Raw genomic sequence first — 20,976 nt, forward strand, 5'->3', positions numbered from 1 at the left:
TTTTTCAGGAAACCACCCAAAGGGCAGTTTCAACAGGCCAGGGACAAATCCCTGTATCTAAAAATGAGTGTTGACCGTGCCTGTTAACAGCCACACTCGTCCGGTCATTCTGACCGAATCAGTCTACGCGGCGCGATGCGCCCGTCTTCGCTCACTTCACCGATACCGATAAAGCGACCGTTATGATCCTGTACCCGCACCATGCCGAACTTCGGAGCATCCGGGGCACGTACCGGCTGGCCGTTGAGCCAGTAGAACGCGCTGTGCTCCGAGAAGTGCAGCAACGGCCAATCCAGCAAACCGCTGTCCGATGGCATCAGGAAGCGATCAACCGCTTCATTGCCGCCTTCGGCGTGTACCGCTTCCAACTCTTCCAGCGTGACCGTCTGAGCGAGGCTGAAAGGTCCGGCCTGGGTGCGTCGCAGTTCTGCAACGTACGCGCCGCAACCGAGCTGTTCACCAATATCTTCCACCAGGGTACGGATATAGGTGCCTTTGCTGCAGTCCACGGCCAGGCGTGCGGTTTCACCTTCACAGGCGAGCAATTCCAAGCGCGCAATAGTAACAGAACGCGGTTCACGCTCCACTACTTCGCCCGCACGTGCCAGCTTGTAAAGTGGCTGCCCGTCACGTTTGAGAGCCGAGTACATCGGCGGTATCTGACTGATTTGCCCACGAAAAGCGGGTAAAGCGGCTTCGATATCAGCACGACCAACGGTCACCTCGCGAACCTGCAAAACATCACCTTCGGCATCCGCCGTGGTGGTGGTCTTGCCCAGTTGCATCAGGGTTTCGTAACCCTTGTCGGAATCCAGCAGGTATTGCGAGAACTTGGTCGCTTCGCCAAAGCACAACGGCAGTACGCCGGTAGCCAGGGGATCGAGGCTACCGGTATGCCCGGCTTTCTCGGCATTGAGCAGCCAGCGGACCTTCTGCAACGCGGCATTGGAGGTAAAGCCAATGGGCTTGTCGAGCAGAATGATGCCGCTGACGTTGCGACGGATACGTTTGACCTGAGCCACCGCTTACTCCTTGGCGTCTTCAGGTGTGGACGGATGCTGGCTGTCTTCAGCCACGGCGCGCTCGATCAACGCCGACAGGTGCGCACCACGCACGACGCTTTCGTCGTAGTGGAAGTGCAACTGCGGAACACTGCGCAACTTCATTTCGCGGGCCAACTGCATGCGCAGGAAACCGGCGGCAGAGTTGAGCACCTTGATGCTTTGTGCGATTTCTTCGCTGTTGTCCTGCCCCATCACAGTGATGAAGATCTTGGCGTGACCCACGTCACGGCTCACTTCAACGGCGGTGATAGTGACCAGGCCAACGCGCGGGTCTTTGACTTCGCGACGGATCAGTTGGGCCAGCTCGCGCTGCATCTGATCGCCGATACGTTGGGTACGGCTGTATTCTTTTGCCATGTCTTGTTACCTGTTACTGCCACACGGTGAAACCCGTGGGGTCTGAAAGCGGCAAACGCCCGGCCTGACAAAAGCCAGACCGGGCGTTGCGTTTAGAGTCCGTACGCTGCGCGGGGCATTTGCATGCCCACACGCGACGTGGCTCCGGAAGTGCGCGAGTTAGAGGCTGCGAGCAACCTGAACCTTCTCGTAGACTTCGATCTTGTCGCCAGGCTTGACGTCGTTGTAGCTCTTGACGCCGATACCGCATTCCATGCCGGCACGTACTTCGGAAGCGTCATCCTTGAAGCGGCGCAGGGATTCCAGCTCGCCTTCGAAGATAACGATGTCTTCACGCAGTACACGGATCGGACGGTTACGGTACACAGTACCCTCGATAACCATGCAACCGGCGATTGCACCGAATTTCGGCGAGCGGAACACGTCACGCACCTCGGCGATACCCAGGATATTTTCCCGAACGTCGCTGCCAAGCATGCCGGTGAGGGCTTTCTTGACGTCTTCGATGATGTCGTAGATGACGTTGTAGTAACGCATGTCCAGGCCTTCCTGCTCGACGATCTTCCGTGCGCCAGCATCGGCACGCACGTTGAAGCCGAACAATACAGCGTTGGAAGCCAGTGCCAGGTTAGCGTCGGATTCGGTGATACCACCGACACCGCCACCCACAACACGCACTTGCACTTCGTCGTTACCCAGGCCATTCAAGGCGCCGTTCAACGCTTCGAGGGAACCACGAACGTCAGATTTGAGGACGATATTCAGCGTCTTCTTCTCTGCCTGGCCCATGTTCTCGAAGATGTTTTCCAGCTTGCCGGCGTGAGCGCGAGCCAGTTTGACTTCGCGGAACTTGCCTTGACGGAACAGAGCCACTTCACGGGCTTTCTTCTCGTCCGACAGCACGCTCATCTCGTCGCCAGCGTCCGGGGTACCGTCCAGGCCGAGGATCTCGACAGGGATGGAAGGACCGGCTTCCTTGATTGGCTTGCCGTTCTCGTCGAGCATGGCACGTACACGGCCATAGTTCGAACCGACCAGGACCATGTCGCCTTGGCGCAGGGTACCGTCTTGAACCAGAACGGTTGCAACCGGGCCACGACCTTTGTCGAGACGCGATTCAACCACAACGCCACGACCTGGGGCCGATGGGGTTGCTTTCAGTTCGAGTACTTCAGCTTGCAGCAGGACCGCTTCGAGCAGTTCGTCCACGCCAGTACCGACTTTCGCCGAAACCGAAACGAACGGCGTATCACCGCCCCACTCTTCAGACGTCACGCCGTGAACCGACAGTTCGCTACGGATGCGATCAAGATCGGCGCCCGGCTTGTCGATTTTGTTCACGGCAACAACCAGTGGAACACCAGCGGCCTTGGCGTGCTGGACAGCTTCAATGGTCTGCGGCATCACGCCGTCGTCCGCTGCAACTACCAGGATCACGATGTCAGTCGCCTTGGCACCACGGGCACGCATTGCGGTAAACGCGGCGTGACCAGGGGTGTCGAGGAAGGTGACCATGCCGCGCTCGGTTTCAACGTGGTATGCACCGATGTGCTGGGTGATACCGCCGGCTTCGCCAGCAGCTACCTTGGCACGACGGATATAGTCGAGCAGCGACGTCTTACCATGGTCAACGTGGCCCATTACGGTCACAACTGGCGCGCGGGAGAACGTCTCACCTTCAAACTTCAGGGACTCTGCCAGGGAATCTTCCAGAGCGGTGTCGCTGACCAGGGTCACTTTGTGGCCCAGTTCTTCGGCTACCAGCTGAGCAGTTTCCTGATCAAGCACCTGGTTGATGGTCGCTGGAGTACCCAGTTTGAACATGAACTTGATGATTTCAGCAGCCTTGACCGACATCTGGTTGGCGAGATCGCCAACAGTGATGGTCTCGCCGATCTGCACATCACGCACGACAGGGCCGGTTGGGCTCTGGAAACCGTGGGCGTTGCGCTTCTTCAGCTTGGCCTTGCCGCGACCACCACGACGGAAGCCATCGCTTTCTTCGTCGGTAGTACGTGGGGCAACGCGTGGCGCAGGCGCTTTCTCTTTGACCGAAGCGCGATGCGGAGCGTTTTTGCGCTCGCCATCGCCACCGCCACCGCGACGATTGTTATCGTCGGCACGTGGTTTGTCCGGACGACGAGGTTCCTCGCGCTTGCGGGCATCGGCAGCAGGTGCTGGTGCAGCGGCAACCGGAGCGGCCTCACGCACAGCTTCTGCGGGAGCAGCGACCGCATCAGTCGAAGCAGTTTGCGCAGCAGCAGGCTGACGGCGCGCTTCTTCTTCGGCGCGACGCTTGGATTCTTCTTCAGCCTTCTGACGAGCAGCATTTTCTACTGCGCGACGTTCATCCAGTTCGCGTTTGCGCTCGGCTTCGATTTCTTCCGGGCTGCGCTGTACGAAGACTTTTTTCTTGCGTACTTCAACGCTGATGCTCTTGCTACCAGCAACACGCAGGGTGCTGGTAGTTTTGCGCTGCAATGTAATCTTGCGCGGTTCTTCCACTTTCGCCTTGTGGCTGCTCTTCAAGTGAGTCAGCAAAGACTGCTTCTCACTATCGCTCACACCTTCATCGGCGGCGGTGTGCGGCAGACCTGCCTCACGCATCTGCTGCAACAGGCGCTCTACCGGTGTTTTGACCTCATCGGCCAGTTGTTTCACCGTGACTTGCGTCATGCACTTCTCTCCTCAGGCCGCGCCTAATTACTCGAACCAATGGGCTCGGGCGGCCATGATCAACTTGCCGGCACGATCATCGTCAATGCCGTCGATGTCGAGCAGGTCGTCAATAGACTGCTCGGCCAGGTCTTCGCGGGTAATTACGCCGCGCACCGCCAGTTCCATCGCCAAATCCTTGTCCATACCCTCAAGCGAGAGCAGGTCTTCGGCCGGATGGGCGTCTGCCAGCTTTTCCTCAGTAGCGATGGCTTTAGTCAACAAACGATCCTTGGCCCGAGCGCGAAGCTCGTTGACGGTGTCTTCGTCAAAGCCGTCGATGTTGAGCATTTCTTCCAACGGTACGTAGGCAATCTCTTCCAGGCTGGTAAAGCCTTCATCTACCAGCACCTGTGCCAGGTCTTCGTCGACTTCCAACTCGTCGATGAAGTTGCGCAGGATGTCACCGGTTTCAGCTTGCTGCTTAGCCTGGATGTCCGATTCGGTCATCACGTTCAGGGTCCAACCGGTCAGTTGGCTGGCCAGACGCACGTTCTGACCACCACGACCAATGGCCTGAGCCAGATTGTCTGCGCCAACGGCGATGTCCATTGCATGGGCATCTTCGTCAACGATAATTGCCGCCACTTCAGCAGGCGACATTGCGTTGATCACGAACTGCGCCGGGTTATCGTCCCACAGGACGATGTCCACACGCTCACCGCCCAATTCGCCCGACACTGCCTGGACGCGCGAACCGCGCATACCAATGCAAGCACCCTGCGGGTCGATGCGTTTGTCCTTGGAGCGGACCGCGATCTTGGCGCGCGAGCCCGGGTCGCGGGACGCAGCCATGACTTCAATCAGGCCTTCGGCGATTTCCGGCACTTCGATACGGAACAGCTCGATCAGCATTTCCGGCGCGGTACGCGACAGGATCAACTGAGGGCCGCGGTTCTCGGTGCGGATTTCCTTGAGCAGCGCACGCAGACGCACGCCGACACGGAAGGTTTCGCGAGAGATGATGTCTTCGCGGGCCAGCAACGCTTCGGCGTTGTTGCCCAAGTCGACGATCACATTGTCGCGGGTCACTTTTTTCACGGTGCCGGAGATGATTTCACCCAGGCGCTCGCGATAAGCGTCGACAACTTGAGCGCGCTCAGCTTCGCGAACCTTTTGCACGATCACCTGTTTGGCGGTCTGTGCAGCAATACGGCCGAACTCGATGGATTCGATCTTTTCTTCGACGACATCACCGACCTGGGCGCCCGGGTGCGTTTCAGCAACCTTGCTTGGCCAGGTTTCGATGGCCGGATCATCAAGATCGGCTTCTTCGACGACCGTCCAGCGACGGAAAGTCTCATAGGCACCGGTGTGGCGGTTAATTTCCACACGCAGATCAACTTCGTCTTCAAAACGCTTTTTGGTAGCAGTGGCCAGGGCCAGCTCCAGCGCTTCAAAAATCACGTTTGCCGGTACGCCCTTTTCATTGGATACCGACTCAACAACCAGCAGTACTTCTTTGCTCATCGTACGCCTCGCCTTTCGCAAGCCATTGGATCCGCGGGATCCGCGTCTCAGTCAAAACTGGGAATAATGTTGGCCTTGTCGATCATATCGATCGGCAACAGGAACTCATGGTCTTCTACCTGCACCACGACATCCTGTTCTTCTACACCGCGCAGAAGGCCCTGAAAGTTGCGTCGCCCTTCAAAAGGAGACCGCAGCTTGATCTTCACTTGTTCACCGGCAAATTTTGCAAACTGCTCAATAGTGAACAGTGGGCGTTCCATGCCTGGCGAGGAAACTTCGAGGGTGTATTCAACGGAAATTGGATCTTCAACATCCAGGACACCGCTGATCTGACGGCTGACAATGGCACAATCGTCCACCAGCACACCGCCCTCTTTATCGATATAAACGCGCAACATTGAGTGGCGACCTTGAGCCGAAAACTCAATACCCCAGCATTCATAGCCTAGGGCCACGACCACCGGGGCCAGCAAGGCCTGCAACTCTTCTAGCTTGCTCGACACCTGAACCCCCTCGTGCATGTATGTGCATGCTGTGCAAAATAAAAAAATGGGCGAAACGCCCATCCTTGAAACGCCGTCGAACAGCGGCGTTGAAAGTGTCCAGCTAACAAAAAGCCCCTTAAAAGGGGCTCCGCTAAAACTGGTTGCGGGGGCCGGATTTGAACCGACGACCTTCGGGTTATGAGCCCGACGAGCTACCAGACTGCTCCACCCCGCGACAAAGCTGGGGCGGAAGTATACGACCGATCCCTTACAGGGTCAATGTAACCTTCCACCTACAAAAAAGCCCGCAACAGCGGGCTCTTCTGATAATTGGTACCGAGAAGGGGACTCGAACCCCTACACCCTATGGGCACAACCACCTCAAGGTTGCGTGTCTACCAATTCCACCACCTCGGCAATACAGCACTTACAACCCTTCTTACTTCTGCTCTTGAGCTGGAGGTACGTCAGTCGCTGGAGTAGCCGACTTTTGCTCTTGAAGCACCGGGACATCATCAGAAGCCGGTTTTGCTTTTGGAACTTCCAACACTGCTGGGTTTGGCAAACCTACTTGAGTCAGCACATGAGCTTTCTCTTTAGCAAAGTAACCTAACCCTAAGCTGGTTATGAAGAAACCGGCGGCAAGTATAGCAGTAAACTTACTAAGAAAGGTAGAGGAACCTTGGCTTCCGAACACAGTATTTGAAGCACCTGCACCGAAAGACGCACCAGCATCCGCACCTTTACCCTGTTGCAACAAAACCAGGGCAACTACGCCCAGGGCAGCCAACAGATGAAAAACGACTACGACTGTTTCCAGCATTTTTTCAGTTTCCCGCGGCGCGACAGATCGCACCGAACTCATCTGCATTCAGGGAAGCTCCACCAATGAGCCCCCCATCGATATCCGGCATGCCGAACAGTTCGACCGCATTGGCCGCCTTCACGCTGCCGCCGTATAGAAGCCGCACACCTTGTGCGATTTCAGAATTCTCTGCCGCCAACTGCGCGCGGATGGCTGCGTGCACATCCTGCGCCTGTTGCGGTGTAGCAGTCAGCCCGGTACCAATGGCCCAGACCGGCTCGTAAGCAATTACCGCCTTTGCAAACGCACCAACACCCAGATCCTCGATGATGCTGCCCAACTGACGCGAGACAACTTCAAGAGTCTTGCCTGATTCGCGCTGCTCTAGGGTCTCGCCTATGCACAACACTGGAATCAAGCCACAAGCCTGTGCCGCTGCGAACTTGCGATTGAGTGTTCCATCACGCTCGCCCATCATCTGACGACGCTCGGAGTGCCCAACAAGCACATAGGAACAACCCGCATCGACCAGCTGACTCGGTGCAATCTCACCGGTCAACGCACCTTGCATGGCCTCCACCGCAGAATTCTGCGCGCCGACCTGAATCGACTTACCTTTCAAGCCATCAACCACTTGGGTGATGTGCAAGCAAGGCGGGAAAACCGCGACATCAACACCGCTAGGCAAGGCCAGGTGACGAAGGCCATTGATCAGCTCAGCGACACTGGCGCGGGTACCGTGCATCTTCCAGTTACCAGCTACCATAGTGCGACGCATGCTGTACCTCGTCGGTCAAAGTGGGCGCAGATGTTACCCAACCACATCATTACTGGCAAGCCGAATTCAGGCGCAAACTTCAGTTACCAGTTTTGCCAGGTCTTCGGCGTGGCCGCGAACCTGTATTTCGTCGTCACCTTCGACCATAACGCGCACCAAAGGCTCTGTGCCGGACTTGCGCAGCAGTACCCGCCCGCGCCCCGCCATTGCCAGGGTCACGCGCTCGCAAGCCTCTTTGACAGCAGGGTGCTCGATCGGGTTTTCGCCGCCCGAGAAATGCACGTTAAGCAAAACTTGCGGACATTTGCGTAAAGCCTGACGCGCCTGCGCCAAGCTCTCTTCACGACGACGCAAAGCCAGCAACACCTGCAAAGCCGCGATAATCGCATCGCCCGTGGTGGTGTGCTGGAAGCATACGACGTGCCCAGAGTTTTCACCGCCTACCTGCCAATTACGCTCCAGCAGCTCGGCAATCACATAACGATCACCCACGTTGGCACGGACAAAAGGAATACCCAAGTCTGCCAATGCGAGCTCAAGCCCCAGATTGCTCATCAACGTACCGACGACACCGCCCTGGAGCTTGTTACGCTCGTGCAGGTCACGAGCAATGATGAACAACAGGTCATCGCCATCCACCACGGCCCCCGTGTGATCAACCATCAGCACGCGGTCTCCATCACCGTCAAAGGCAATCCCGAGGTCCGCATGCTCAGCCAGGACAGCGGCCTGCAACTGCCCCATATGGGTGGAGCCGCAGTTTTCGTTGATGTTCAATCCATTGGGCTGGGCCGAGAGCACTGTGACATCTGCGCCCAATTCCTTGAACACGCTTGGGGCGACTTTGTAGGTCGCACCATGGGCGCAATCGATCACAATCTTCAGGCCTGCAAAGTTGGTGCTGGTTGGCACGCTGCTCTTGCAGAACTCAATATACCGGCCCGACGCGTCATTGATCCGCGAAACCTTGCCCAGCTTGCTGGACTCGACCACCGTCATCGGCGCGTCCAACAGTTCTTCAATCATCAGCTCAATCTCGTCCGGCAACTTGGTGCCCTGCCCCGAGAAAAACTTGATGCCATTGTCATCATGAGGGTTGTGCGAGGCGCTGATCACAATACCGGCTTCAGCGTGGAAGGTACGCGTCAGGTATGCAATCGCCGGGGTAGGCATAGGGCCTAGCAACATCACGTCAGCACCTGCGGCGGACAAACCTGCCTCAAGCGCAGATTCAAACATGTACCCCGAGATTCGGGTGTCCTTGCCCACCAGGATCCGACAAGCGCCCATGCTGCGAAAGGCCATACCCGCCGCCCAACCCAGCTTGAGCATAAAATCAGGAGTAATTGGAAATTCGCCGACCCGACCACGGATCCCGTCGGTGCCAAAGTATTTTTTAGTCATAAGTGCTCCATCATTCTTATTCGGCTGATTCTACAGCGGCAATCATGCGCACCACATCAACGGTTTCTGCGACGTCATGCACACGCAAGATGCGCGCACCCTTGGTCAAGGCCAGCGCGGCCAGCGCAAGGCCACCGTATAATCGCTCACCCACAGGCCGATTCAACGCCAGCCCGATCATGCTCTTGCGTGAAACGCCAACCAGTAAGGGGCGACCAAGGGCATGCAGGGACTCCATGTGCTTGAACAGACTTAAATTGTGTTGCAGGGTCTTGGCAAAACCAAAACCCGGATCAAGAATTATCTTTTCCGGCGCAATGCCTACCGCGGCGCACTGGGCAACCCGCTCGGAGAGAAAACCACTTACCTCGTCGACCAGATCATCGTAGTGCGGGCTGTCCTGCATATTGCCGGGCTCACCCAACATATGCATCAGGCACACGGGCAGACCGGTAGCAGCGGCCGCATCCAGAGCGCCGTCGCGGCGCAGGGACCGCACATCATTGATCAATCCGGCCCCCAGCCGAGCCGTCTCGCGCATAACGGCCGGCGTTGACGTGTCTACCGAAATAATCACATCCAGCTCACGGGCAATGCGCTCGACAATCGGCGCCACACGCTCGAGCTCCTCCAGCGGAGAAACAACACGAGCACCCGGCCGGGTCGACTCGCCACCGATATCAATCAGTGTCGCGCCGGCAGCCACCATTGACTCGGCATGACGCAATGCAGCATCAACCTGGCTGAAGCGGCCACCATCGGAAAAGGAATCGGGGGTTACATTAAGAATACCCATGACATGCGCATGGGCCAAATCAAGAACCCGGTTGCCGCAAGGCAACCGGGTGGAGGACGTACCAAAAGTCATTTCAAACCTTAGTGATCCGCTGCCGGACCGCCGATCGGGGTTTCAGGACGCTCGTTTTGAACCACGGGCGGTGTACCCGAAGTACCCGAACCACCTTCCCAATCGCGAGGCTCACGAGGCGCCCGACCAGCCATGATGTCGTCGATCTGGTCCGCATCAATGGTTTCGTACTTCATCAGCGCATCAGCCATTGCATCCAGCTTGTCGCGATTATCGGTCAGAATCTGCTTGGCTGTGCCGTAGCACTGATCAATGATGCTGCGCACTTCAGAGTCGATCAGCTTGGCTGTCTCACCGGAGAAGCTGGCGCTTTGACCGCCACCACCACGCCCCAGGAACACTTCGCCTTCTTCCTCGGCATACATCAACGGGCCCAGCTTTTCCGACAATCCCCACTTGGTCACCATGTTCCGAGCAATCTGGCTTGCACGCATGATGTCGTTGGAAGCACCAGTGGTTACGCCGTCGAAGCCCAGCGTCATCTCTTCTGCAATACGGCCGCCGTACAGCGAGCAGATCTGGCTGATCAGCGCACGCTTGGAGAGGCTGTAACGATCCTCTTCCGGCAGGAACATGGTGACACCCAGCGCACGACCACGAGGAATGATCGACACCTTGTAGACCGGATCATGCTCAGGCACAACGCGCCCAACAATGGCGTGGCCGGCTTCGTGATAGGCAGTGTTCTGCTTCTCTTTCTCGGACATGACCATGGACTTGCGCTCGGCGCCCATCATGATCTTGTCTTTCGCCAGCTCGAACTCTTTCATTTCAACGATGCGCTTGCCGGTACGAGCCGCAAACAACGAAGCTTCGTTCACCAGGTTGGCCAAGTCGGCACCGGAGAAGCCTGGAGTACCACGGGCAATCACGGCCGGAGCCACGTCATCCCCCATTGGCACTTTGCGCATATGCACTTTCAGAATCTGTTCACGACCACGGATGTCCGGTAGGCCGACCACAACCTGACGGTCGAAACGGCCCGGACGCAGCAGCGCAGGGTCCAGCACGTCTGGACGGTTGGTTGCGGCGATGACGATGATGCCGTCATTCATCTCGAAACCATCCATCTCGACCAGCAACTGGTTGAGAGTCTGCTCACGCTCGTCGTGACCACCACCCATGCCAGCACCACGATGGCGACCGACAGCGTCGATTTCATCGATGAAGATAATGCACGGAGCGTGCTTCTTGGCCTGCTCGAACATATCGCGGACACGACTGGCACCCACGCCGACAAACATCTCAACGAAGTCAGAACCGGAAATGGTGAAGAACGGCACCTTAGCTTCGCCAGCAATCGCCTTGGCCAGCAAGGTTTTACCGGTACCCGGAGGACCTACCATCAGAACGCCGCGAGGAATACGACCACCCAGGCGCTGGAACTTGCCTGGATCGCGCAGGAACTCGACCAGTTCGCCGACTTCTTCCTTGGCCTCATCGCAGCCTGCAACATCAGCCAGGGTAGTTTTCACCTGATCTTCTGAGAGAAGGCGCGCCTTGCTCTTGCCGAAGCTCATCGGCCCGCCCTTGCCTCCGCCGCCGCCCTGCATCTGGCGCATGAAGAACATGAACACGGCAATGATTACCAGGATCGGGAAGCTTGCCACCAGGAGCTGAGTCCAGATGCTCTGCTGCTCAGGCTGCTTGCCTTCGACCACCACGTGGTTATCCACCAGGTCGCCGATCAGACCGTTGTCCTGGATTGCCGGACGAATGGTCTTGAAGCTGTCGCCATCGTTGCGTTTGCCGGTGATCACGTAGCCATCAACCGCTACGCGCTCGACCTTGCCATCCTTAACTTGCTGGATGAAGTCGGAGTAGTTGAGGGTCTGCGGCTCGTTAGGGCTGGAGAAGTTGTTCATCACCGTCACCAGGACAGCCGCGATGATCAACCACAGGATCAGATTCTTTGCCATATCGTTCAATTAACTACCCTCTGAAGCAAGCTCCGCTACTGGCGCGCGCTTCGCATGATATTCACCGGCCTAACTTACTACATTACCTACAACTCTGGCAGGCGCCGTCTGTAACCCTTTGTGAAACTTTGACTACACAATATTCGTAAAGCTTCGTGACGAAAGCGATATAAAAAAACCTATCACCCTCCTCGAATAAATCAAAAACGCTCTTCGCTCGCCGCACCTTCAACCCCGCGGAACCCACGGCACAGCAGGTATTGCTCACGAGAACGGTCTCGGGACGAGTCTGGCTTGCGAGTTTGCACCTTGTCGAACAGCTTGCGAATGTTCTTGTGATACTCGTCAAAACCTTCGCCCTGGAAGACTTTCACAAGGAAATCTCCACCGGGACGCAACACCCGACCCGCCAAATCCAGCGCCAGTTCGCAGAGGAACATGGCTCGCGGCATATCGACGGCCGGTAATCCACTCATATTGGGGGCCATGTCGGAAATCACAAGGTCTACCTGCGAATTTCCCACAGCCTCCAGGATCTCGGCCAACACCGAGTCCTGGGTGAAGTCGCCGTGTACGAAGGTCACATCCGGGATGCTGTCCATCTCAAGGATGTCGGAGGCGATCAACCGGCCTTGCCCACCAATCAGACGACTGGTCACCTGGGACCAACCACCTGGAGCGGCACCCAGATCGATAACGCTCATGCCCGGACGGATCAATTTGTCCTTGTCCTGGATCTCCAGGAGCTTGTAGCTGGCCCGCGAACGGTACCCGTCCTTTTGCGCCTTTTTGACGTAAGGATCGTTGAAATGCTCTTGCAGCCACTTAAGGCTAGTTTTGGAACGGGCCACGGGCCACCTCGAAAATAAAACGGGTCGTGATTAACTGGGCGGTCCCGGACTCGCTCGGGTAAACTGGCCGCCGCTTTTTACAAGATCAGACGCAGGGGTCAGATTATGCCGCTCACTCAAGAGCAGAAGAAACAGTACAAATCCATTGGCCACCATCTGAAACCAGTTCTGATTGTGGCAGACAACGGTTTGACTGAAGGTGTGTTAGCCGAACTTGAACGCGCATTGGGCGATCATGAACTGATCAAGATCAAGGTCAACATCCTTGACCGCGAAGCGCGCCTGGCCGCCATTGCAGAACTGTGCAAGGTTGGCAAAGCGGACCTGGTTCAGGTCATCGGCAAGATGGCGCTGCTGTATCGCAAGAACTTCAGCGTCAACAAGCAACTGTCGAACGTGCATCGCTTCAAATGACACAAGGGTCACGGGCGTGCTTTGCGCGCCCTGCCACTCCATCCTGGCGCGGGCTGTACAACCAGCACCAGGCCGGAGAACCCTAATACAAGATAGCTGAATAGCTGCCAGCGCAACGCTTCCGGCAGCCACACATGCACGATGCAAAACATTGCACACGCATACAGCGCCATCAACAGCAGTTGGCCGCGAATATCCCGCCACAAACTCCCCAAGCCCTCGGCCTTGACCAGCACCAATGCCTGAAGGGTCACGCACGCTGCTGCAAAACCCACCAGCAACGCACTCAGTAATCCATCGATCTCATCGATCAGCAACGGAGCCAGGCCAATAAGGCCCAGCGCCGGCAGCACACCAATGTGCAGCAACCACAGGCCACCCACCCAAAGCATCTGGGCAAGCTGCCAAAGCATGGCGCCCGCACGAAGCGGGCGCCGCCTTTCAGACGTGGCGAACTTCAACAATCTCGTACTCGATCACGCCACCGGGTGTTTTTACAGCCACCACATCACCCTCTTCCTTGGCAATCAAGGCGCGGGCCAGCGGCGAACCGACGGAGATTTTTCCGAGCTTAAAGTCAGCTTCGTCTTCGCCAACGATATGGTAAGTCACGCGATCATCAGTCTCCACATTGGCGATTTCGACGGTGGTACCGAAGATCACTTTGCCAGTGTGAGGAATGCTCGTAACGTCGATGACGACCTGATTCTGGATCCGACCCTCAATGTCACGAATCCGCGCCTCAACCATACCCTGCTGCTCGCGAGCCGCGTGGTATTCAGCGTTTTCCTTCAAGTCACCCAGCTCGCGGGCCGTACCGATGTCCTGGCTCAGCTTCGGACGTACGACCTTGGTCAGATGAGCGTGCTCCTCTTCCAGGGCCTTTGCGCCCTGGACGGTCATTGGGTATTTGATCATGCCTTCAATCCTGCGTGTAGATCCTGCAAGCGGCGTACGGTTTTTTCCGGACCGAACTTGAGCGCCTCACAGATAGCTTCGCCAGCAGCAATGGTGGTGGTGCAGTAGATCTTGTGCTGCAAGGCATTACGACGAATGGAGTAGGAGTCCGCGATCGACTGACGACCTTCGGTGGTATTGATGATCAGCGTGACTTCGTCATTCTTGATCATGTCGACCACGTGCGGACGGCCTTCCGTCACCTTGTTTACGCGACGCACTTTCAGGCCCGCCGCTTCGATCAGCTTGGCAGTACCGGCAGTAGCAACGACTTCAAAGCCCAAGTTGATCAGATCACGGGCAACACCTGCAACCAGTGGCTTGTCATCATCACGCACACTGATAAACGCAGTACCGCCGGTCGGCAGCACTTCGCTGGCACCCATCTGAGCCTTGGCGAACGCTTCACCGAAGGTATCGCCCACGCCCATCACTTCACCGGTGGACTTCATCTCTGGGCCTAGGATCGGGTCCACACCAGGGAATTTGGCGAATGGGAACACCGCCTCTTTCACGCTGTAGAAGTTCGGAATGATTTCCTTGGTGAAGCCGATTTCCTTCAGGGTCTTACCGGCCATTACACGGGCAGCGATCATCGCCAGGGACACACCGATGCACTTGGACACGAACGGTACGGTACGTGAAGCACGTGGGTTGACTTCGATGACGTAGATGTCTTCGCCTTGCAGCGCCAACTGAACGTTCATCAAGCCGACCACGCCCAATTCCAGGGCCATTTTCTTGACCTGCTCGCGCATCTCGTCCTGGATGTGCAGCGGCAACGAGTACGGCGGCAGCGAGCACGCGGAGTCACCGGAGTGAACGCCCGCCTGTTCGATGTGCTGCATGATCGCGCCGATCACTACATCAGTGCCGTCGCAAACCGCGTCCACGTCCATTTCAATGGCGCAGTTGAGGAAGTGATCCAGCAGCACAGGGCTGTCATTGGACACTTTCACTGCATCGCGCAGGTAACGCTTGAGTTCTTCTTCTTCGTAGACGATTTCCATCGCCCGGCCGCCCAGCACGTAGGACGGACGCACCACCAGCGGGTAGCCGATCTTGCTGGCTGCGCGGATAGCTTCGTCTTCGCTGCGCACGGTAGCGTTTGGCGGCTGACGCAGGTTCAGGCGCTCAACCATTTGCTGGAAACGCTCACGGTCTTCAGCACGGTCGATGGCGTCCGGGCTGGTGCCGATGATTGGCACACCCGCTGCTTCCAGAGCGCGTGCCAATTTCAGCGGAGTTTGGCCGCCGTACTGCACGATCACGCCTTTTGGCTTCTCGACGCGACAGATTTCCAGCACGTCTTCCAGCGTAACCGGCTCGAAGTACAAGCGGTCGGAAGTGTCGTAGTCAGTGGAAACGGTTTCTGGGTTGCAGTTGACCATGATGGTCTCGTAACCGTCTTCGCGCAGGGCGAGAGCGGCGTGTACGCAGCAGTAGTCGAACTCGATGCCCTGGCCGATACGGTTTGGACCGCCACCCAAGATGATGATCTTGTCGCGACCCGACGGCGCGGCCTCGCACTCCTCCTCGTAAGTGGAGTACAGGTACGCGGTGTCGGTGGCGAACTCTGCAGCGCAGGTGTCAACGCGCTTATAGACCGGAAAGATATCCAGCTTGTGGCGATGCGTACGCAGGTTCTTCTCGGTCACGCCCAGCAGCTTGGCCAGACGCTGGTCGGAGAAGCCTTTGCGCTTGAGGCGGAACATCAGGTCGCGGTCGATAGAGGAAAGACCGAGGGTCTTGACCTTCTCTTCTTCCTTGATCAGATCTTCGATCTGTACCAGGAACCACGGATCGATCATGTTCATGCCGAAGATATCTTCGACGGTCATGCCGGCGCGGAAAGCATCGGCCACGTACCAGATACGCTCAGCGCCCGGAACGGTCAGCTCGCGTTTGAGCACGCTCATGCTTTCCGGGTTGCTCAGGTCGAGCTTCTCGTCCAGACCGCAAACGCCCACTTCCAGGCCACGCAGGGCTTTCTGCAGGGATTCCTGGAAGGTCCGGCCGATGGCCATGACTTCACCGACCGACTTCATCTGAGTGGTCAGGCGGGCATCGGCTTTCGGGAATTTCTCGAAAGCGAAGCGTGGCAGCTTGGTGACGACGTAGTCGATCGACGGCTCGAAGGACGCCGGCGTAGCGCCGCCAGTGATTTCGTTCTGCAATTCGTCCAGGGTGTAACCGATTGCCAGCTTGGCTGCGATGCGCGCAATCGGGAAGCCGGTAGCTTTCGATGCCAGCGCCGAAGAACGCGATACACGCGGGTTCATCTCGATCACGACCATGCGGCCTGTGTCCGGGCAGATGCCGAACTGAACGTTGGAACCGCCGGTTTCAACGCCGATCTCACGCAGTACCGCCAACGAGGCGTTACGCATGATCTGGTATTCCTTGTCCGTCAGGGTCTGTGCCGGAGCAACGGTGATCGAGTCGCCGGTGTGCACGCCCATCGGGTCAAAGTTTTCGATGGAGCAGACGATGATGCAGTTGTCCTTTTTGTCGCGGACAACTTCCATCTCGTACTCTTTCCAGCCGATCAGGGATTCGTCGATCAACAGCTCTTTGGTCGGCGACAGGTCCAGACCACGCGCGCAAATCTCTTCGAACTCTTCACGGTTGTAAGCAATACCGCCACCCGTGCCGCCCATGGTGAAGGACGGACGGATGATGCACGGGAAGCCCAGCTTTTCGAGAACCGCGTTGGCCTCTTCCATGCTGTGGGCGATACCGGAACGCGGGCAATCAAGGCCGATGGACTTCATGGCCTTGTCGAAACGCGAGCGGTCTTCAGCCTTGTCGATGGTGTCGGCATTGGCGCCGATCATCTCTACGCCGAACTTTTCCAGAACGCCTTCGCGCTCCAGGTCCAGCGCGCAGTTCAGTGCGGTCTGGCCACCCATGGTTGGCAGCAGGGCGTCCGGACGCTCTTTTTCGATGATCTTGGCAACGGTCTGCCACTTGATCGGCTCGATGTAGGTGGCGTCGGCCATGTCCGGGTCGGTCATGATGGTGGCCGGGTTGGAGTTCACCAGGATGACGCGGTAGCCCTCTTCGCGCAGGGCTTTACAGGCCTGGGCGCCGGAGTAGTCGAATTCGCAGGCCTGGCCGATCACGATCGGGCCAGCGCCGAGAATCAGGATGCTTTTTATGTCTGTACGTTTTGGCATGGGTTTGTCACTCAAATCCGCAGGTCAGTCGGCAAGCCGTCTTGAACAATCTTTGAAGAGCCTGCAGGGGCCACCGGGATTCGGGGCCGCCCGCAGGCCGCTCAGTCAGCGTCGCTTGGCCATCTCATTGATGAAACGGTCGAACAGCGGCGCTACGTCGTTCGGGCCCGGGCTCGCTTCAGGGTGGCCCTGGAAGCTGAACGCGCTCTTGTCGGTGCGTTCGATGCCTTGCAGGGAGCCGTCGAACAGCGACTTGTGAATTGCGCGGACGTTGCCCGGCAAGCTCGCTTCATCCACCGCAAAACCGTGGTTCTGGCTGGTGATCATCACGACGCCAGTGTCCAGGTCTTGCACTGGGTGGTTGGCACCGTGATGGCCGTGACCCATTTTCAGGGTCTTGGCGCCGGAAGCCAGTGCCAATAGTTGGTGGCCCAGGCAGATACCGAACACCGGAATCTCGGTTTCCAGTACTTCCTTGATGGCCTGGATGGCGTAGTCGCAAGGCTCCGGATCACCCGGACCGTTGGACAGGAACACACCGTCCGGCTGCAAGGCCAGCACATCGCTAGCAGGGGTTTGCGCAGGCACCACAGTCACGCGGCAACCGCGCTCAACCAGCATGCGCAGGATGTTGTACTTCACACCGTAGTCGTACGCGACCACATGGTAAGGCAACTCGCTGGCTTCGATGGTCGCGTGGCTGTCGGTCTTCAAGTCCCAGACAGTGGAGCGCCATTCATACTTCTCTTTGACGCTGACGACCTTCGCCAGGTCCATGCCCTTCAAGCCAGGGAAGCCTTGCGCTGCGGCAATCGCCGCGTCTTCGGAAATATTGTCACCGACCATGATGCAGCCGTTCTGCGAGCCTTTTTCACGCAGGATGCGTGTGAGGCGGCGCGTATCGATACCGGCGATCGCCACAACATTGTTGGCTTTCAGGTAATCGGACAGCGACATCGTGTTACGCCAGTTGCTCGCAACCAGTGGCAGGTCACGAATCACCAGACCGGCCGACCAGACACGATCAGACTCGACGTCTTCCGGTGTAGTACCGGTATTGCCGATGTGTGGATAGGTCAGGGTAACGATCTGTTGGGCGTAGGAAGGATCGGTAAGGATTTCCTGATAGCCGGTCATGGCAGTGTTAAACACTACCTCTCCAACGGTTTGACCGTCGGCTCCAATGGCTTCGCCGCGAAAAATGCTGCCATCAGCAAGGGCGAGTATGGCTGGCTTAGTCAAGAAGACCTCCCGTAAATAAAGCCTGAAAGGGCGATCGCAGGTTGTAAAAAAGCGGAGTGACGTATGGACACGTCACCCCGCTTCTTCACTGAATTATTCTGCGCGCTTTTAGTGGACACACTAAAGCTGTAGCTTACAGAAAAAGGCTTTTTGGGTCCACCGCTAATGAGCCTTAAAGGCAGGAGAATGCGACAGGACGTCGCTTAGCGGGTAAAAACGGGGCCTTAGGATAATCCTGAGGCCCTGTTTTAGCTACTGATTAGTGCAGTTCAAGCACATCGCGCATGTCGTACAGACCCGCATCACGACCTTCCAACCAAAGCGCAGCGCGCACCGCACCCTTGGCGAACGTCATGCGACTGGAAGCTTTGTGCGTGATTTCCAGGCGCTCGCCTTCAGTGGCGAACAGCACAGTGTGATCACCTACGACATCACCACCACGAACGGTCGCAAAACCAATGGTGTCACGGGCGCGCGCACCGGTATGGCCTTCGCGACCGTAAACCGCCACCTTGGACAAGTCGCGTCCCAACGCATCAGCAATAGCCTCGCCCATGCGCAGCGCGGTACCCGACGGCGCATCGATCTTGTGACGGTGATGCGTTTCGATAATCTCGATATCCGCTTCATCACCCAGCACGCGCGCGGCCAGATCCAGCAACTTGAGCGACAGGTTCACGCCGACACTGAAGTTGGCAGCAAAGACGACAGGGATATCCTTGCCCGCCTCCACCAGCAACTGCTTCTGCTCGGCAGTCAAACCCGTAGTACCGATCACCATCGCCTTGCCCGCCTTTCGGCAGAAGGCGAGATTTTTCAGCATCACTTCCGGCAACGTGAAATCGATCAGCACGTCGAATTCATCCGCCACCTGCTCCAGGTTGCCGGACAACGACACACCGATACGACCCAGTGAAGCCAACTCACCCGCATCCGCACCAATCAATGTGCTGCCAGGACGAACAATCGCCGCAGTCAGGCCGGAGACTGGAGAACGCTGCTGCACCGCTTCGACCAGCGTCTTGCCCATGCGCCCGGCAGCGCCCATTACGGCTATACGTCGCATATTCACTTCCTTACAGATCGCCGAAGAAGCGCTTCACACCATCGAAAAAGCCCGTGGTTTTCGGCGAGTGAGAGTCATCGCCTTCCAACGAACTGCGGAACTCTTCAAGCAGTTCACGCTGACGGCGACCCAGGTTGACCGGAGTTTCCACCGCCACACGGCACATCAGGTCGCCAGCACCGCCACCGCGCACTGGCGCTACGCCCTTGCCACGAATGCGGAATTGTTTACCCGTCTGCGTCCCCTCAGGGATCTTCAGCTTGACTCGACCATCAAGGGTCGGAATCTCCAACTCACCGCCCAAGGCCGCATCGACAAAACTGATCGGCACTTCGCAGAACAGGTGCTTGCCGTCACGCTGGAAGATCGAGTGCTCGCGCACATTGATCACCACGTACAGATCACCCGTTGGACCGCCCTGAGTACCCGCCTCGCCCTCGCCAGACAGGCGAATGCGATCACCGGTATCCACGCCCGCCGGCACTTTCACCGAAAGGGTCTTGTACTCTTCGACACGGCCTTCGCCGTGGCAGGAGTCGCACGGATCGGAAATGATCTTGCCCTGGCCATGGCAACGCGGGCAGGTCTGCTGCACCGAGAAGAAACCCTGCTGCATACGGACCTGGCCAATACCGCCGCACGTCGGGCAAGTAATCGGCGAGGAGCCTTTCTTGGCACCCGAACCATCACACGGCTTGCAGTTGACCAGCGTCGGCACGCGAATGTTGACGCTTGTGCCGCGAACAGCTTCTTCCAGGTTCAGCTCCAGCGTGTAGCGCAAGTCGCTGCCACGCTGGGCACCACCGCGCTGACCACCCCGACCACCGCCAAAGAAGTCACTGAATACGTCACCGAAAATATCGGAGAAGTTCTGACCGCCAAAACCGGCACCGCCGCCGCCCATACTTGGGTCGACACCAGCATGGCCATACTGGTCGTAGGCCGCACGCTTGTTGGGATCAGACAGACATTCGTAGGCCTCGTTGGCCTCTTTGAACATTTCTTCGGATTCTTTGCTATCCGGATTACGGTCCGGGTGGTGCTTCATCGCCAGGCGACGGTAAGCCTTTTTCAGGTCCGCCTCGCTGGAGCCGCGCTCCACACCCAACACTTCGTAATAGTCACGCTTTGCCATAAGTCTTTGCACTCTTAAGGACGTTCAGCCAGACCCTCCTGAGCCTGACTAAACTCGTTGAGCCCCAATACAGGCCCGGACCCAACTCACGTCAATTCAACGATCCTGGTCATTACTACCTTTTAGCCAGGGACCCGGCCAAAAACGCGGTATTTAATGCTCGGAAAGCAGGAGCATCCCCGATCACACCGCCAGCATCCGAGCGTTGTCGCATGCTGTAAAAATTCACATACCCCAGACACGCCAACGCGGGAGCAAGCTCCC

At 57.5% G+C, this 20,976-nt stretch carries 18 protein-coding genes and 2 tRNA genes; 1 reads left to right on the forward strand and 19 read right to left on the reverse strand.

Annotation, left to right across the window (positions count from 1 at the left end):
• Positions 1–104 precede the first annotated feature (104 nt).
• From truB to rlmE, 13 genes are all read right to left on the reverse strand, one after another.
• Entirely contained in the window at positions 105–1,022 is a 918-nt protein-coding gene (gene truB / locus DNK50_RS27405) for a tRNA pseudouridine(55) synthase TruB (protein WP_099584794.1), read from the reverse strand.
• A 3-nt stretch (positions 1,023–1,025) separates the two neighbouring features.
• On the reverse strand, positions 1,026–1,421 hold the full coding sequence (rbfA, locus tag DNK50_RS27410) for a 30S ribosome-binding factor RbfA (protein WP_003176137.1): 396 nt from the start codon (positions 1,419–1,421) through the stop codon (positions 1,026–1,028).
• A gap of 159 nt (positions 1,422–1,580) precedes the next feature.
• Positions 1,581–4,097, reverse strand: coding sequence for a translation initiation factor IF-2 (infB, locus tag DNK50_RS27415; protein WP_099584793.1), 2,517 nt, complete (start codon positions 4,095–4,097; stop codon positions 1,581–1,583).
• Between the two features lie 27 nt (positions 4,098–4,124).
• Positions 4,125–5,606: a transcription termination factor NusA gene (nusA, locus tag DNK50_RS27420; protein WP_003212187.1), complete on the reverse strand. Its 1,482-nt coding sequence runs from the start codon at positions 5,604–5,606 to the stop codon at positions 4,125–4,127.
• Between the two features lie 47 nt (positions 5,607–5,653).
• A complete protein-coding gene (gene rimP / locus DNK50_RS27425) occupies positions 5,654–6,112 on the reverse strand; it encodes a ribosome maturation factor RimP (protein WP_038843818.1) in 459 nt (152 codons plus the stop codon).
• A 140-nt stretch (positions 6,113–6,252) separates the two neighbouring features.
• A tRNA-Met gene (locus tag DNK50_RS27430) sits at positions 6,253–6,329 on the reverse strand.
• A 96-nt stretch (positions 6,330–6,425) separates the two neighbouring features.
• A tRNA-Leu gene (locus DNK50_RS27435) sits at positions 6,426–6,511 on the reverse strand.
• Between the two features lie 22 nt (positions 6,512–6,533).
• Positions 6,534–6,917: a preprotein translocase subunit SecG gene (gene secG, locus DNK50_RS27440; protein ID WP_010206600.1), complete on the reverse strand. Its 384-nt coding sequence runs from the start codon at positions 6,915–6,917 to the stop codon at positions 6,534–6,536.
• A 4-nt stretch (positions 6,918–6,921) separates the two neighbouring features.
• Complete coding sequence (gene tpiA, locus DNK50_RS27445; RefSeq protein WP_112196762.1) at positions 6,922–7,677, reverse strand: triose-phosphate isomerase; 756 nt, start codon at positions 7,675–7,677, stop codon at positions 6,922–6,924.
• A 66-nt stretch (positions 7,678–7,743) separates the two neighbouring features.
• A complete protein-coding gene (gene glmM / locus DNK50_RS27450) occupies positions 7,744–9,081 on the reverse strand; it encodes a phosphoglucosamine mutase (RefSeq protein ID WP_112196763.1) in 1,338 nt (445 codons plus the stop codon).
• A gap of 16 nt (positions 9,082–9,097) precedes the next feature.
• On the reverse strand, positions 9,098–9,949 hold the full coding sequence (gene folP / locus DNK50_RS27455) for a dihydropteroate synthase (RefSeq protein WP_112196764.1): 852 nt from the start codon (positions 9,947–9,949) through the stop codon (positions 9,098–9,100).
• An 8-nt stretch (positions 9,950–9,957) separates the two neighbouring features.
• Complete coding sequence (gene ftsH / locus DNK50_RS27460) at positions 9,958–11,868, reverse strand: ATP-dependent zinc metalloprotease FtsH (RefSeq protein WP_099584789.1); 1,911 nt, start codon at positions 11,866–11,868, stop codon at positions 9,958–9,960.
• Positions 11,869–12,068: 200 nt separating this feature from the next.
• The gene (gene rlmE, locus DNK50_RS27465) at positions 12,069–12,719 is read right to left on the reverse strand and encodes a 23S rRNA (uridine(2552)-2'-O)-methyltransferase RlmE (protein ID WP_003235041.1); all 651 of its coding nucleotides are present in this window, start codon (positions 12,717–12,719) and stop codon (positions 12,069–12,071) included.
• 105 nt (positions 12,720–12,824) lie between these two features.
• On the opposite strand from rlmE, the gene DNK50_RS27470 reads away from it, so the two are divergent.
• Positions 12,825–13,133, forward strand: a complete 309-nt coding sequence (locus DNK50_RS27470; protein WP_017139256.1) for a YhbY family RNA-binding protein — start codon at positions 12,825–12,827, stop codon at positions 13,131–13,133.
• Positions 13,134–13,141: 8 nt separating this feature from the next.
• Here the strand turns inward: DNK50_RS27470 and DNK50_RS27475 are convergent, their stop codons facing one another.
• From DNK50_RS27475 to dnaJ, 6 genes are all read right to left on the reverse strand, one after another.
• Positions 13,142–13,546 (reverse strand): MFS transporter, encoded by a 405-nt coding sequence (locus tag DNK50_RS27475; protein ID WP_112196765.1) that lies wholly within the window; start codon positions 13,544–13,546, stop codon positions 13,142–13,144.
• A gap of 28 nt (positions 13,547–13,574) precedes the next feature.
• Positions 13,575–14,051, reverse strand: a complete 477-nt coding sequence (greA, locus tag DNK50_RS27480) for a transcription elongation factor GreA (protein WP_099584787.1) — start codon at positions 14,049–14,051, stop codon at positions 13,575–13,577.
• On the reverse strand, positions 14,048–17,269 hold the full coding sequence (gene carB / locus DNK50_RS27485) for a carbamoyl-phosphate synthase large subunit (protein ID WP_099584786.1): 3,222 nt from the start codon (positions 17,267–17,269) through the stop codon (positions 14,048–14,050). Before carB ends, greA begins: the two co-directional genes overlap by 4 nt.
• A gap of 105 nt (positions 17,270–17,374) precedes the next feature.
• Complete coding sequence (carA, locus tag DNK50_RS27490) at positions 17,375–18,511, reverse strand: glutamine-hydrolyzing carbamoyl-phosphate synthase small subunit (RefSeq protein ID WP_099584785.1); 1,137 nt, start codon at positions 18,509–18,511, stop codon at positions 17,375–17,377.
• A 259-nt stretch (positions 18,512–18,770) separates the two neighbouring features.
• The gene (dapB, locus tag DNK50_RS27495) at positions 18,771–19,577 is read right to left on the reverse strand and encodes a 4-hydroxy-tetrahydrodipicolinate reductase (RefSeq protein WP_112196766.1); all 807 of its coding nucleotides are present in this window, start codon (positions 19,575–19,577) and stop codon (positions 18,771–18,773) included.
• 10 nt (positions 19,578–19,587) lie between these two features.
• Positions 19,588–20,712, reverse strand: coding sequence for a molecular chaperone DnaJ (gene dnaJ, locus DNK50_RS27500; RefSeq protein WP_015885930.1), 1,125 nt, complete (start codon positions 20,710–20,712; stop codon positions 19,588–19,590).
• Between the last annotated feature and the right edge of the window lie 264 nt (positions 20,713–20,976).

The organism is Pseudomonas sp. LG1E9, assembly GCF_003290225.1.
Taxonomy (GTDB): Bacteria; Pseudomonadota; Gammaproteobacteria; order Pseudomonadales; family Pseudomonadaceae; genus Aquipseudomonas; species Aquipseudomonas cyclaminis.

Coding starts and splice junctions, on each gene's coding strand:
- rbfA (WP_003176137.1), bottom strand. CDS start 1,421: ATGGCAAAAGAATACAGCCGTACCCAACGTATCGGCGATCAGATGCAG.
- infB (WP_099584793.1), bottom strand. CDS start 4,097: ATGACGCAAGTCACGGTGAAACAACTGGCCGATGAGGTCAAAACACCG.
- nusA (WP_003212187.1), bottom strand. CDS start 5,606: ATGAGCAAAGAAGTACTGCTGGTTGTTGAGTCGGTATCCAATGAAAAG.
- secG (WP_010206600.1), bottom strand. CDS start 6,917: ATGCTGGAAACAGTCGTAGTCGTTTTTCATCTGTTGGCTGCCCTGGGC.
- tpiA (WP_112196762.1), bottom strand. CDS start 7,677: ATGCGTCGCACTATGGTAGCTGGTAACTGGAAGATGCACGGTACCCGC.
- glmM (WP_112196763.1), bottom strand. CDS start 9,081: ATGACTAAAAAATACTTTGGCACCGACGGGATCCGTGGTCGGGTCGGC.
- folP (WP_112196764.1), bottom strand. CDS start 9,949: ATGACTTTTGGTACGTCCTCCACCCGGTTGCCTTGCGGCAACCGGGTT.
- ftsH (WP_099584789.1), bottom strand. CDS start 11,868: ATGGCAAAGAATCTGATCCTGTGGTTGATCATCGCGGCTGTCCTGGTG.
- DNK50_RS27470 (WP_017139256.1), top strand. CDS start 12,825: ATGCCGCTCACTCAAGAGCAGAAGAAACAGTACAAATCCATTGGCCAC.
- DNK50_RS27475 (WP_112196765.1), bottom strand. CDS start 13,546: ATGCTTTGGCAGCTTGCCCAGATGCTTTGGGTGGGTGGCCTGTGGTTG.
- greA (WP_099584787.1), bottom strand. CDS start 14,051: ATGATCAAATACCCAATGACCGTCCAGGGCGCAAAGGCCCTGGAAGAG.
- carB (WP_099584786.1), bottom strand. CDS start 17,269: ATGCCAAAACGTACAGACATAAAAAGCATCCTGATTCTCGGCGCTGGC.
- dapB (WP_112196766.1), bottom strand. CDS start 19,577: ATGCGACGTATAGCCGTAATGGGCGCTGCCGGGCGCATGGGCAAGACG.
- dnaJ (WP_015885930.1), bottom strand. CDS start 20,712: ATGGCAAAGCGTGACTATTACGAAGTGTTGGGTGTGGAGCGCGGCTCC.